General features: G+C 38.1%; 12 protein-coding genes. 3 read left to right on the top strand and 9 right to left on the bottom strand.

Going from position 1 to position 14,413, the window contains the following annotated elements; all coding sequences use genetic code 11:
- Positions 1 to 15: 15 nt before the first annotated feature.
- The 8 genes from PATL70BA_RS11685 to PATL70BA_RS11645 all read right to left on the bottom strand — a co-directional run bounded on the left by PATL70BA_RS11685 (position 16) and on the right by PATL70BA_RS11645 (position 10,248).
- Entirely contained in the window at positions 16 to 1,380 is a 1,365-nt protein-coding gene (locus tag PATL70BA_RS11685) for an ethanolamine ammonia-lyase subunit EutB (RefSeq protein WP_125137522.1), read from the bottom strand.
- A 43-nt stretch (positions 1,381 to 1,423) separates the two neighbouring features.
- Positions 1,424 to 2,860, bottom strand: coding sequence for an ethanolamine ammonia-lyase reactivating factor EutA (eutA, locus tag PATL70BA_RS11680; protein WP_125137521.1), 1,437 nt, complete (start codon positions 2,858 to 2,860; stop codon positions 1,424 to 1,426).
- A gap of 99 nt (positions 2,861 to 2,959) precedes the next feature.
- Positions 2,960 to 4,369, bottom strand: coding sequence for a sensor histidine kinase (locus PATL70BA_RS11675; RefSeq protein ID WP_125137520.1), 1,410 nt, complete (start codon positions 4,367 to 4,369; stop codon positions 2,960 to 2,962).
- Positions 4,370 to 4,385: 16 nt separating this feature from the next.
- Positions 4,386 to 4,961: an ANTAR domain-containing response regulator gene (locus PATL70BA_RS11670; RefSeq protein ID WP_125137519.1), complete on the bottom strand. Its 576-nt coding sequence runs from the start codon at positions 4,959 to 4,961 to the stop codon at positions 4,386 to 4,388.
- A gap of 271 nt (positions 4,962 to 5,232) precedes the next feature.
- Positions 5,233 to 5,655 (bottom strand): EutP/PduV family microcompartment system protein, encoded by a 423-nt coding sequence (locus tag PATL70BA_RS11665; protein WP_125137518.1) that lies wholly within the window; start codon positions 5,653 to 5,655, stop codon positions 5,233 to 5,235.
- A 4-nt stretch (positions 5,656 to 5,659) separates the two neighbouring features.
- Entirely contained in the window at positions 5,660 to 6,010 is a 351-nt protein-coding gene (locus tag PATL70BA_RS11660) for a BMC domain-containing protein (RefSeq protein ID WP_125137517.1), read from the bottom strand.
- Between the two features lie 444 nt (positions 6,011 to 6,454).
- Positions 6,455 to 8,473 carry a methyl-accepting chemotaxis protein gene (locus PATL70BA_RS11650; protein ID WP_125137516.1) on the bottom strand — a complete coding sequence of 673 codons (2,019 nt, stop codon included), beginning with the start codon at positions 8,471 to 8,473 and terminating at the stop codon, positions 6,455 to 6,457.
- Positions 8,474 to 8,802: 329 nt separating this feature from the next.
- Entirely contained in the window at positions 8,803 to 10,248 is a 1,446-nt protein-coding gene (locus PATL70BA_RS11645; protein WP_172596223.1) for a DEAD/DEAH box helicase, read from the bottom strand.
- A gap of 247 nt (positions 10,249 to 10,495) precedes the next feature.
- Here PATL70BA_RS11645 and modA point away from each other — a divergent pair, with 247 nt between their 5' ends.
- The 3 genes from modA to PATL70BA_RS11630 are packed head-to-tail and all read left to right on the top strand — an operon-like array spanning position 10,496 to position 13,064.
- The gene (modA, locus tag PATL70BA_RS11640; protein ID WP_197715759.1) at positions 10,496 to 11,314 is read left to right on the top strand and encodes a molybdate ABC transporter substrate-binding protein; all 819 of its coding nucleotides are present in this window, start codon (positions 10,496 to 10,498) and stop codon (positions 11,312 to 11,314) included.
- Between the two features lie 4 nt (positions 11,315 to 11,318).
- Positions 11,319 to 11,990 (top strand): molybdate ABC transporter permease subunit, encoded by a 672-nt coding sequence (gene modB / locus PATL70BA_RS11635; protein ID WP_125137515.1) that lies wholly within the window; start codon positions 11,319 to 11,321, stop codon positions 11,988 to 11,990.
- 6 nt (positions 11,991 to 11,996) lie between these two features.
- Positions 11,997 to 13,064 carry a sulfate/molybdate ABC transporter ATP-binding protein gene (locus PATL70BA_RS11630; protein ID WP_125137514.1) on the top strand — a complete coding sequence of 356 codons (1,068 nt, stop codon included), beginning with the start codon at positions 11,997 to 11,999 and terminating at the stop codon, positions 13,062 to 13,064.
- A gap of 97 nt (positions 13,065 to 13,161) precedes the next feature.
- Here PATL70BA_RS11630 and PATL70BA_RS11625 read toward each other — a convergent pair whose 3' ends face one another.
- Positions 13,162 to 14,055 carry a DUF1002 domain-containing protein gene (locus tag PATL70BA_RS11625; protein WP_125137513.1) on the bottom strand — a complete coding sequence of 298 codons (894 nt, stop codon included), beginning with the start codon at positions 14,053 to 14,055 and terminating at the stop codon, positions 13,162 to 13,164.
- Between the last annotated feature and the right edge of the window lie 358 nt (positions 14,056 to 14,413).

Here is a 14,413-nt window from a genome sequence, read left to right as displayed (position 1 = left end):
AGATTCCCCCTTGTTTTACTTAAGAAATATGGACGCGTCGCCTGCTCGATCTGTAAACTTCCCGTTTTTCCTAATGCCCATCTTCTCTAACCATAAATCAAATTGCTTAATAGGTTTCAAATTCAACAACTCTCTGAGTGTCTGTGCTTCATGATACCCAGTACATTGATAGTTCAACATAACATCATCGCCAACAGGGATACCCATAAAATAGTTACATCCTGCCGTTGTAAGAAGTACCGCTAAGTTTTCAATATCATTTTGATCGGCTTTCATATGGTTGGTATAACATGCATCCACACCCATTGGTATACCTGTTAGTTTACCCATGAAATGGTCTTCAAGCCCTGCTCTAATAACCTGATGGTTGTCATATAAAAATTCCGGTCCGATGAATCCAACAACTGTGTTGACCAAGAAAGGTTGATATCTTTTTGCATAACCATAACATCTTGCCTCAAGGGTTAATTGGTCCGCACCATGATGGGCGTCAGAGGACAACTCAGAGCCTTGTCCAGTTTCAAAATACATAACATTTGGGCCTGTGGATGTCCCTTCTTTCAGTACCAAAGCCCTTGCTTCATCTAACATCTCTGTTGTAATACCAAACGCTTCATTACCTTTTTGAGAACCAGCTATACTTTGGAAAATCAGGTCAGATGGGGCGCCTTCTCTAATGGCTTTCATCTGAGTAGTTACATGGCCTAGAACACAAGCTTGAGTAGGAATCTCCCACTTGTTCTTTAGGTCAGCAAAAATCTTCAAGACATTGCTTACACTGTTTACAGTGTCATCAACTGGATTAAGACCAATAACAGCGTCGCCAACACCATAAGAAAGTCCTTCCATAGTCGAAATCATAATACCATCCAAATCATCTGTAGGATGGTTGGGTTGCAAGCGGATGGATAAAGTACCGGGAAGCCCTATGGTTGTATTACAATGAGCTGTTATTCTAATCTTACTTGCACCATAAATGAGGTCCAGATTGGACATGATTTTTGTTACCGCTGCCACCATTTCACTGGTTAAGCCTCTGCTGATTCTTACTAAATCACTTTCCTTTGTGTTGGAATCTAAGATCCATTCTCTGAGTTCACTCACGGTCCAATTTTGAATCTCTCCATAGATTTTTTCATTGACTGCATCTTGAATCACCCTTGTAACTTCATCTATTTCATAAGGAATCACAGGGTTGTTTCTCAAATCCTTCAACATTAGATTACTCAGAACCTCTTTGGCAGCTACACGTTCTGTTACAGTATTTGCGGCGATGCCCGCCAGCTTATCTCCGGATTTTTCTTCGTTCGCTTTTGCTAAGACTTCTTTGACCGAACTAAATTGATATACGTCTCCAAATAACTTAGTTTTTAACCTCATTCCTATCACCTCTTCTTTTAATATTTATGGCAAAGACTCATAACTAGTATCCAAAAGCTAATGTTTTGATGACTATTGGTACGACCCTCCCATTTGCCAAGGGTCTTCCGATGTCAATAAAATCACCATTACTCACATTCACAGCATCGATACAAACAACATCCTTCTTATACGCCAAATATGTTTGTATGGTTTGTCCCAGTGCCTTTGCAATGTCATGTTCTACGATGACCACCAGCGGCACCTCCATACTTATAATCTCAGCCATCCCACTAATAATTGTTTGTGCCAGTAACTTTAGCTCACCAAAGCTTATACTCTTCACCCCCTTAATGGCCAAAGCCACCTGTTGTTTCTCATTATGCAAGCCAAACCAACTGACTTTTTCTTTGATGACTTGGCTCAGTGCTTCGTAACCTAGTTGCTCATCTTCTACCGAAAGTTTAAGAATCGGTATGTTTTTAAGTGGAAAAATATCTTTAGAGAACGTGATTGTACTTCCGCTTATATCTGTCGTATGACTCCCGGCGCCTACAACCGTTGCTCTAATCGTTTCCGTTGGCTCATATATGTTAAAAGTATTATTCAAATTCAGATTTTTTATACTTTTACCAAGAAATACACCAATATCACCGTAGATGAGATTTTTCTCTTCTAAATAGGTCCCATAGATACAGTCTGCAACACCACCAGAAAATGAGATGTAGTCTATGTCATAATTTCTTTTTAAGTCCTTTGTCGTTAGCATCAGCTTTAGATCCTCAGTTACTTTTCTAACACCCAGAACCTCTTCAATTAGGTCTGCCATTCGGTTCGTTATCTTTTTAATTTTATCTGCTGATATAACCTGGCCCACTTCTATCAAAATACCCATATGATCTGCTAACCTTTTAACTTTTTTTGAGATGTATTCAACTTTCATGCTATCTGGATGAAGCTTAATAAGCCGCCCTCCTAGATCAATGCAAGTGGTATCTATAATCTCACCATCTTTGAATACTGAGATATTGGTCGTTCCGCCTCCAATATCCAGATTAACCACGACACTTCTGTTAGACTTAGAATATATGTCTGCACCAGCACCCTTTCCAGCAATAATGGCTTCTAGATCCGGTCCTGCTGTGGCTACGACAAAGTCACCTGCTAAGCCACTCAGGTTTTCCAGTACAAGAGAAGCATTTGCTTTTCTTGCAGTTTCTCCGGTAATAATGACCGCACCTGTATCCACTTCTTTTGGATGGATGCCAGCTTTTTTGTAGTCATTTTCTATAATTTTTCTAACAGCTTCGCCGTCAATTTCGGTATCTGATATTAAAGGGGTAAAATAGATGCTGCTCTTGTAAATGACTTCTTTTTCTATAATGCTAATTTTGGGTATGGAAAAGGCCGATGCTGTATTTTCAATGGTCAGTCTGCTAAACACCAATTGAGTTGTTGAAGTACCGATATCAATGCCTACACTGATAATTTTCTCTTCCAAGATAGCTCCCCTCCCCAGACGCAAAAATTGGCCTAAAACGTATGCTTACATACGCCTTAGGCCAACATTGCCTTTTACAAAAACACTGCGTTGTGTTTTCTATTCATTTATAAAATCAAATATTATTTTCGTGCCGTTTTCACCGGAATACATATCCAGATGACCTTGTAACTTATCTTTTACAATACTGCTTACAATATTCAGCCCTAGACTATCTGCTTTTATGGATTTTACGTCAAATCCTTTGCCATTATCAATGACTGACATGCTTGAATATAGATTTCCTTTTTGAATCCAAATATTTATAGAACCGTCTGATTTTCCGTCGAAGGCATGCTCAATTGAGTTTTGTAATAGCTCATTGACCACTAAGGCTATGGAAGTTGCTTTGTCTGAGTTGACCGTTAAGCTGTCTCCCTCTATGGATATGGTGATATTATCTACCATCGACAAACCATATCTCAAGGTGCTTTCTTTTATTTTCGTTACAATTGTTTTTAAGTCAACGTCATCTACTCCGTTTTGTGCCAAAAGCTCATGTGTGACCGCTATGCCAAGAATCCTGTTGATGCTCACGTTAAAGGCCTCATTCACCAAGTCGTTATTAATCCTTCTGGACTGGAGACTTAAAAGGCTGGCAATCGTCTGCAAATTATTCTTAACTCTATGATGAATCTCTCGAATAGCTACAGATTTAAGAATGATTTCTTTTTCTTTTTCTCTTACTTCTGTTATATCTTTGATCAGCATGGTAAGCCCTGTAATAACATTGTGTCGTTTTAATGTTGCGTATTTTATTTGTAAAGTGAGTCTGCCAACAGTGACTTCTGATATTTTTAAGCTGGGTTCCTCGATTAACTTGTCAAAAACACACCCATCTAATACCAAGTTTTCAAAATGCATTCCAATGATGCTGTCTCTATAACCTAATTCCTCGTATAGCTTTTTTGCCCCGGGATTACCATAATTGCTAATGCCTTGTTGATCAAATATGATGATGGCATCGTTGATATGATAGGTTACGGTATATTCACTGTCTTTAACATTCAGCAAGGATTCTGTAAGTTGTCCTGTCGTTTCAGCCAGAAATTCCATCTTTTCATTTTGCTTCACGGATGTTGTGATGTCTTGTTCCATGATCAATACGCCAATTACATCACCCTTGTCATTTTGTATGGGTACGACATTTTGTCTTACGTTCTTGTTTTCTTGAGTTAATGCCTTCAAATCTCTAGTCGCCATACCAATATCCAATGTCCTAAGAGCAGCTGGTTCATTTTTTCTATAAGCCAACTCCCCTACTACAGAATACTCATACATTGATGTATTGGAAGTGGGTTTGGCTTCTGCCACAACAATTGCTGCATTGGGATCACTGGTCATGCAGTCAATAAATACATCTGCCTTCACGAGATCTGCTATAATTGGAAGTACCTTAGAGATGCTTTCTAGTTTTATGATATCATCATCATTAAGATCCGTATATTTATTACACAATTCTCTTAGCATCTCATCTGCTCCCAGCCTATTCTACATGATTCATAATGATTGCATTTGCAATGTTCTTCATAGAAGCGTGTTTTTCCATACTTAGCTTTCTAATGAGATTATATGCCTCATTATCTGATATTTTGTCTTTATCCATAAGAATGCCTTTTGCACGATCTATAGACTTTCTGGCTTCTAGCTGATCTTTAAGCTTTTCAGCGTCTTCTTTTATTTTTTTAATGAGTTTTCCTTTTGCTACTGCAATCTCAATAGTCGGGATAAGGTTCTGGCTGCTAACAGGTTTTACGATATAGCCCATAACACCCACTTCTTTGGCTTGCTCTAGAAACTCAATGCCACTATAGGCTGTTAACAACACAACGCTAAGTGCAAGCTCTTCCTTGATAATGACTCTAGATGCTTTAATGCCATCGAGTATGGGCATCTTAACATCCATAAGTACCAAGTCCGGTCTGAGTTTTCTGCACAATTCAACTGCATCGAATCCGTCAGAAGCTTGTCCTACTACATCGTAGCCTTCTTCCTTAAGAATCTCGCTGAGGTCCATCCTAGTAATAAGTTCATCGTCGGTTACTACTATTCTGCACTTCATTCTATTGTCCTCCTTAAAAATATTGAAAGAGTTGGTTAAGGCTTCAAAACCATATAGTTGAACCTTCACAGACAGGATAGTTATGAATGCATCAATATAATCTATTTCTGTTTGTGAATCTAGAGAAACTTGGTTTTTGCCTATAACCAACATTGGTTAAAGTGTCAATACAATTTAGTTGAATGTTCACTTACAGTATAATTATGAATATCATCATAACCTATAACTATACGTGAATCTAAAGAAACTTGGTTTAACTCTTAACCAAGGTTTATTCTAGGAAGTCTTCTAGTTCTTCTAGACCCAAACCTTTTGTTGCACTTATTTCAAATATTTTTTTTGCACCCGCCAAAGTAAGACAGTCTTTAGCATAATCTATATCTTTTATTTCTTCATCTATTTTTGTAACGATACCTATCACCGGTTTCATGAAAACCGACGCAAAATTTGGAGAAAATAGACAGTTTTTGCTACTTGCATCTTGAAATAATAGTACCATATGACAGTCACAAGATGCAACAATTAAGGCATTATTATATCTTCGACTTTCCAAGTACTCACCTGGTGTATCAATGATGGTATCATAGTATTCCATCGCTTGAGTTTTCTTATATTTTAGACTTGCTTTCATCATCGCTTGGACAAAAGTGGTTTTACCCGATCCCACAGCCCCAATTAACATCAGTTTTTTCATAGCTTTATGATTTGGTGACCGTTGTCGGGGTAAATGACAACACATTGGTCAATATATTTAGAATTTCATTCAAAGCAGATTCTATACTGGAAATATCACCTGTAATAACCAGCGAACCACTGAACCGATCAATAAAGCCAATATCTACACTCGCAGCCTTGGTTGCAACATCAGCAGCAATAATCACCGCTTCACTGGGCGTGATTGTAAGGATGCCGATAGCATCGCTATGCTCATCTGCCAGCCCCAATTTTATGTAGATGCTCTTTTGTGGTTTTGCGATGATATGGGCAAGTGTTACCTGTTTTCCCGGAACATACTCTTGTATAATTCTTTGTTTTTCAAAGTTTTCCATAGATTTTCATTCCTTTATGGGATTTTCTCCTAAAAATACAAAAAGCCGCTACAAAGCATAATTATATGCTTCATTGCAAGCTTCTCCGCTTTTTTTATTGCACTTCACCGTGCAACAATATTCGATTTTTCATAATTATAGCATCTTGAGCATCTAAAGTCAATGACGCTGTTTGTTGAGAATAACTAAAAAAGTATTATAAAAAAGATTCATATACTTGAAAGTAATATTGATTTTCCAAGGTACATGAATCTTTTTTGTAAGTTCAATTTTCTTTACTCTTATTTCAGATTTGTAAAATCTATAGCCTTTGCATCTGCAAAAAATTGATTTTCACCGGACATTGCCCATATGAAAGAATAATTTGTTGTACCAACACCACTATGAATGAACCAATAGGGTGAAGCAAAGAACTCTAATATACTAAGTGTTTTTATGCATCATCTAGTATATACCTCTATCCAGTTCGAATTTTGAAACCACCTTTTGCATCGACTCCGCCAACAAGGCTAATTCTTCACTGGCTTCAGCGATTTCTTGAATGGCCGCTGTTTGTTCTTCAACAGATGCTGACGTTTGTTCTGTACTGGCTGCATTTTCCTCGGAAATCGCCGACAGGCTTTCAATGATACTTACAATATCATCCTTCTTGATGGCCATCTCGTGACTGGCGTTATTTAATCCCTCCATAACTGTTCTCATGCCTTCTATCGCTAGAGATATACCTTCGAACTTTTCATTCGTACTATCAACACTTTTAGCTTGAGAGGATATTATACTTTCTACTTCTTTGATTGTAACAACTGACTGTTCTGTTTTTCCTGAAAGTTCTTGAATGATGGATACGATTTCATCTGTAAAGCTATTGGATTGCTCTGCCAGCTTTCTAATCTCATCGGCTACGACTGCAAAACCTCTTCCTGCTTCACCAGCTCGTGCTGCCTCGATCGCTGCATTAAGTGCTAGGAGATTGGTTTGACTTGCAATATTTTTGATCATCTGGCTAGCATTCTCAATTTTTAATGCACTTTGACTTGTCTCTAGAATAACTTCATGGATATCGCTTGTCGCTTTTCCACTTGCCTTCGTTTTATTGACAAGATCAAATAACACTTCCATGCCTTCTTCTTTAAGCACATTCACTTGGTTTGCTGCGCTATTTAGCTCTTTGATAAAGTGTAAATCCTGTGCAATTAAACCACTTAATTGATTCACACTTGTTGCTCCGTGTTCTGTTTCTTTTGCTTGATCTGTTGCGCCAACAGCCATCTCTTCAACCGCTCTTGCAACTTCATCCGCAGCAACAGCTACTTGCTGACTGGTTGATGTTAGTTCCTCAGAAGTCGCAGCAACTTGCCCTGAAGTATCCAGAATCTCTTTAACCAATTCGATAAAATTATCTCGCATCACTGTAAGAGATACAGCAATCACACCAATCTCATCACTTCTTTTTGCGTGTTTTTTAATACTTTGATCACCTTCATTTGTTAAATCGTAACGTGCTAGTCGATCCACATAACCAGATAAATATTTTATGGGTTTTGAAATGAAGCTACCAATAATCAAAGCGCTTGCTATACCTATAATGATTACAATACCAGAAATGATCACTATAATATTCCTAAGCTCTACCGTTCTACTTAGAAAATCTTCTTCGTAATTGCCTATTCCGAGTATCCAATTCGTATGGGGTATAGGCGCCATGGCTGTAATTCTTCTTGTTCCAGATAATTCATAGTTTGCTAACCCAGGATTCCCGATGCCCAGTTCATTCAATGCAAGACCAAAAGCCTTTAATTCGCCATCTGTTTCAATGTCTTTAAAAGCGCTTCGTTGTTCAAGTACATATTCTCTATTAGGATGAGCGTACATCGTACTGTCTGCGCCTACGATAAAAGCATACCCATTCTCACCAAAGCCTAATTGATCGGTTAATTCACTAAGTGAAGTCCCATCGCGTGTGCCTATTAAAATACCGATTACTTCTCCATCTACACGAATTGGAGCAGCATCAATAAATATGGGTTCTCCCGTTATCTTGCTAATCAACACATCCGAAACATTAGCCTCACCTTTGAGTGCTTTTTGTACATACTCTCTGTCATCTAATTGTACTGTTTCACCACTTAGTACAAATCTTGCAGTCCCATCTGTTAGCACCACACCCATGTCTTGATAACCTAATCTTTTAATATCTTTAATCAAGACCACTTTTTGAATTTCCCATTGCATGGTGTTGATACTTTCTTTCAAAGATAGTTCATTTAGAATAGCCAATCGAGTATCGATGAGACTTGATATATGTTCAGCTACTTCAGTTGAATACTCTAACATGGATTCTTCAGCCGTCTCAATGACGATGCTTGAACTAAATGACATTGCTGTCACGCCCAGTACCATTGAAATAATAATGACAAGACTTCCTACAAATATGGCAATACGTTTCGATAAATTTATTTTCATTATATAATTTATATATTGTGATTATTTCTGATACTTTTGTAATCAAACCCTAACACAATATACGCTCCTTCCAAAGTCATTCTATTACAAGTTCCATTTAAAAAATGTCTTATCTTAATCTAAAACAACAACTTAATCTCCTAATAATAGGATATAATGCTTAGTGCCCATAGTAAATAGGTCCACGGTCCCATTTACAATAATTATCAGTAAATAATTACTACTACTTGATTAATTTTAGCTGGTACATATGGTCAGTATTCTATAAAAATAAAAACCTAAATGACCTTTAAGCCAATTAAGTTTTCTAATATAGATAATATGAAGGGTTACTTGACTTTCTTAATCTTAACGTCCCTGCCCTTGACTTTAACCTTGCTTAGTCCTTCTTCCACCAATTGACCTTTATGATTAAAAATCTCCACATAGGTACAAGAGTCTTGAATGTCAATGATACCGATATCTTCAGATGTAAGCCCAGGTAGATTACTGATTGCGCCCAGTACATCACCGGCGCGCATCTTTTTCTTCTTTCCGGCATTGATACGTAGCCTAGTAATATCCTTATGAAGCTGATCTTTCTTTTCTCTTTTTGACTTTGGCTTAGTCGATGCTCCTGTTCTCTTTGAAATTGCCTTTTGTTGTAATATCTTCTCATCTTCTAATGGAACTTTATACCCAATAAAAGTTTGTATTTCATCCCACTTTCTTTGATCATGTGTAGAAACAAATGTAATGGCACGGCCTTCTTCACCAACACGTCCTGTTCGACCTATTCTATGAACATAATTTTCATTGTCCATGGGTACATTATAGTTTACCACTAGGTCAAGGCTATCCACGTGAATCCCTCTAGCTGCCAAATCCGTAGCTATCAAATATGTGACCTCTCCATCCTTAAAAGTTGAGATTGCTCTTAGTCGATCTTTTTGAGCCATACCACCATGAAGAGCCATACAATCATACTTACCTTTAATCAGCTTCTGGACCAATTGATCCGCTTTGATTCTTGTGTTACAAAAAATCAAACAACTCCTAGGCTTTAGTTCCTCCATCAACTTTGTCAAGAGCATGAATTTCCAATCATCTGATACCTCATACCAGACTTGTTTAATCTGATCAATGGGTGCTTGCGTCGATGCCATCTCAATACGCAAAGGATTCATCATATGTTCAGAGCATATGAACTCTATCTCAGGTGGCATAGTAGCAGAAAAAAGAAGCGTTGTGCGTTCCTTAGGTATTCTCTTAATAATCGCCTCTACATCTTCAAGAAAACCTCGTTTCAGCATTTCATCTGCTTCATCAATCACTAAATACTTAATTTGTTCCAACACAAGATGCTTTCTCTTAATCAAATCACCTAGGCGCCCTGGCGTTCCGACGACTACATGAACACGTTGTTTTAATTGTCTAAGTTGAATATGTATCGGTTGCTTACCATAGATTGGCAGGCATCGTATTTTCTTATATCTGCCAATACTTGCAATCTCTTCACACACTTGAACCGCAAGCTCTCTTGTAGGCGTGAGCACCAGTACCTGTGGTAGGTTCTCATCCATCTCCAACTTCTCTGCTATAGGAATACCAAAAGCCGCTGTCTTTCCACTTCCTGTCTGAGATTGTACAATTAGATCTTTTCCCTCAAGGATATGAGGCATAACCCTATCTTGAACGGCCAAAGGCTGATTATAACCAAGTACATCTAATGCCCTGCCAATATCATCGCCAATTCCATACATCTTACTGAATTCATTTTTTATGGTGTCTCTCATAATGTTATTTCCTTCCTTGGTGCATCGTGGCTTCATATGTTTTTTTAGAAAGTATGTTCTTGATTTTTATCTGGATGCGGTTGAATAATAACCTCAAATTGACTTCCACCCCTATAATACGTATAATTGATTAAAGTGTCAAAACTATTTAGAAAATAAGATGAATATTAATGACAATAATATTGTAGGTTACCTACCTTTCTGTTTGCTTTTGTTGCATCCATATCTTACAAAAAGGAGCATTGTAATGAAAAATAAACTAATCTTGCTATTCTTAATTTTAACCAGTTTAAGCCTAGCTGGCTGTAACACCAAAGAGAATATTGCCTCTACCATAGACCTATCTCGTGAATCAGCCGATTCCATGTCTCAAGAAAAAAGTGGATTGACCGTTGCTGCAGCTTCATCACTAACAGAGGCTTTTACTGAAATAGGCACAGCCTTTGAAACTTTAAACAACTGTCATATTACCTTTTCTTTTGCCTCAACCGCCACCTTAAGTGAACAAATTACCAATGGTGCACCTTTTGATGTCTTTGCCGCTGCAAATGAAAGTGCCATTACAGGCCTTGATGCAAAAGATCTGATTCTTTCAGAAACAAGACAGATTTGCGCCATAGGTCGTATCGGCATTGCAACCTATAAAGGCCGTGGGATTCAAGCAACAACTATGGATGATCTTAGGGATTCAAATATCAAAATTATAGCCATCGCAAGTCCTGAGCATGCACCCTATGGATTAGCAGCAAAACAAGCCATTGAAACCGCAGGATTATGGGAGACGCTCGAGCCCAAAATCGTTTTTGGTAAAAACATTGCAGAAACACTTTCCTACCTAACGACCGGCAATGCAGATGTCGCTATTATTGCACTCTCACAAAAGGATGAAGCGACACTTAATTATAGTATGATTGATTCCGATATGCATGCACCTTTAACCCAAGCCATGGCAGTATTAAGTGATACCGATAATGAAGAACTGGCAAGAGCCTTTGTAGCATTTGTGAATGGTCCCGAAGGCAAAGAAATAATGCAAAAATATGGTTTCGTAACACCTGGGGAGTAAGCTTATGAATAATATTAATCTTTTTCCACTATACTTGTCTTTTCGAGTCGCTTTTACTGCAACGATGATCAGCTTCTTATTCGGACTTCCTATTGCCTATTTTTTAAGTAAGGGTCATGGAAAAGCCGTAGATTTTGTGGATACGTTAACCAATCTACCCGTTGTATTGCCGCCTACAGTGCTTGGGTATTATTTACTCGTTCTACTCGGGAGGCAATCACCTCTTGGTGCTTTTTTAGAGGACCATTTTAACGCTAGGATTGTTTTTACACCAACCGGTGCCATCATCGCATCAACCGTTGTTGCAATTCCTTACTTTATCAAAGCCTCAAAAACAGCCTTTCTTGAGATTAACGAGGACTATCTGAATGCTGCCAGACTCCTTGGTCGAGGTGAATTGAATATCTTCATTACCGTTGTTATGCCCATCGCATGGCGTGGTATCGTGGCAGGTCTAACAATGTCTTTTGTCCGAGCACTCGGCGATTTTGGAACCACCTTAATGGTATCAGGTAGCATTCCTAATAAGACAATGACCATGCCCATCGCTATTTATGATGCCTTACAAGCCGGCAACAAAGAAATGGCCAACTTGCTTGTCCTTATTATGACCAGCATTGCCATTATTGTCTTGTTTACAATCAACCAACTTGAGAGAAAGATGAAGAAGGGGTGAGTGAACATGCTTGAAGTATCTTTAAAAAAGACCTTAGGAAAATTCACGCTCCAATCTTCCTTTACCGCCGATAAAGGCGTACTAGGTATACTTGGTGCATCCGGTTGTGGCAAAAGCATGACCTTAAAATGCATCTCCGGACTTCAAACACCAGATAGCGGCAGTATTCGACTTAACGGCACATTATTGTACGACTCCGAATCAAAAGTTAATATACCCTCACGTGAACGCAACATAGGTTATGTTTTTCAAAACTATGCCTTGTTCCCTCATCTGACAGTAAAGCAAAATATTGCCTATGGTATGAAGCACTTTGAAAAAAGTCTACGTGCTCAGAAAGTCACCCATATGATTGAAAAGATGCAGCTAAAGGGTCTTGAGCACCACTATCCCTCTCAACTATCCGGCGGACAACAACAAAGAACGGCTCTTGCAAGAACACTCATTACAGAACCGGATTTGCTATTCTTAGATGAGCCCTTTTCGGCTCTTGATAGTCATATTAAATACTTATTGGAAAAAGAATTGATGAAAATAATCAAAGAGAATTTCAATGGTATTGTATTGCTTGTCACTCATAACATTGAAGAAGCTTATCGCATCTGTGACCAGATCATGATCATGGATCAAGGTCAGAATCTTCAACTCGGTCCAAAAGAAGACATCATTAGCAAACCCATTAACTTGACCACAGCCAGAATAACCGGGTGCAAGAATATACTGGACGTGTCCATCTTAGAAGAGCATAAAGACTACCTTCTACTCAAGTCCAAAAACCTCATTTATAAAGCCACTAAGCATCAAATACCCTTATCTGACTCTATGCTTGCCGGTATCCGTGCCCACCACCTTAGGCTCTATTCTGACATTTCTCATAAGGAGAATGTATTTGATTGTGAGATTATGGATAAAATAGAAGGGGTATTCTCAACGACGATTATTGTTAATTGTGAGGGCAATGTGCTTCAACTGGATATAGCTAAAGCCTCATGCCCTCACATATCAGAATCCAACAACAAGATAAAACTGCACATACCTATGAAGCATGTTTTCTTGATGGAAAATGATGTATAAGATATAGTATTATAGCATAGACTTTCCTAGAGAAAAACAAGAATCAATTCTATAGAATTGATTCTTGTTGACGTTTACTATAATTTGAATTTCTAATTTAGCTACCAAAAATCTTTTCAATACCACCAAATATATTAGCGAAAAAATCACTAACGCCAGCAAAGAAATCTTCTAAGCCATTTAAAAAGGATGTAATACCTTTCCCGGCTTCTTTGGCATTATCCATCGTCTCTGCTAATTGGGATAATTTATCGCCCCACTCAGAAATATCCAGCTTTTCAAGTGTTCTGCTGAGATTTATAATTTGTTGGATATTTTCTTCGGTCAACTCAATATTTTGTGCATCTGCCAAACTAAGGATCACCGCTCTTAGTTCATCGTCTGTCATGTCCTTTGTCTCATCCAGTATTTTCTTCAACTCGTTCATAAGCATTGTCGCATCATCACTACCTATTGTTTCTGCAAGCTCGCTTGTGGTCACCAACTCTTCAGTAGCAACTTCTTTTGCCGTTTGATCCAGAGAAGTACCCGTGATATCCTCATAGGCTTTGTAGATACCGGTCAGCGCCGCAGTACCTGAAACCTTAAAAGGTGCAGATACCATCACACTTGCATTTTCTATACCTGCAGTCATAAGTGCGTTTCTATAAATGTCTTCTGTACACCAATTAATGTTATTTGTTGTAACATTAATTCCTGAATCTTCTTCGAGGGTTTTTATATAAATACTTGATATGGAAGATGAACCAATTCTTTCATCCGGCACAAGCCCAGAAAGGTATGCTCTTTCCTCCTCAATAGTGACACTTATTTCTGTTACTTCACCGCGCTCAACATCAAAATCCGTATACATTTGAGTGATTTGTTCTTCTGTCAGATTTGCACCCAAGGTAACCCGTTCTTCCCCTGGCTCAACCGCTAATGCGGGTACTTCAAGCAATACCATAAATAATGCAACTAATACTATAATGCCATATATCTTTCTTAACATATTCTACCTATTTCCTTATCACTTTTTCATCCGTTTTATATCAGTCATTATTCCATGTATTTTGTCATTCTCATTCCATAATAAGAGCTACAAAGAATATCAACAGTAACAAGGGTATTCTACCACTTGGAACTCTGTCTTACAATCACTTATATCTTACATTTGTGTGACCGATCTGTTAACATTTAATAACAACCCAAAAATCGGGGGCCTAGTTTAACTTTGGGTAAATATTGTAAGGAGTAGGTTAACACTTCATCCCTTGCATTGACATGGAAAGATAGGGTTGATATAGTGATTTTGTAAGGCGAAAGTACTAGAATCAATATGCAACTTTTGTTGTGAAGATGCATTTTTG

The organism is Petrocella atlantisensis, assembly GCF_900538275.1.
GTDB classification, from domain to species: domain Bacteria; phylum Bacillota; class Clostridia; order Lachnospirales; family Vallitaleaceae; genus Petrocella; species Petrocella atlantisensis.
The sequence above is the reverse complement of the archived record's forward strand: the minus strand, read 5'-3'. Positions and strand labels throughout refer to the sequence as shown.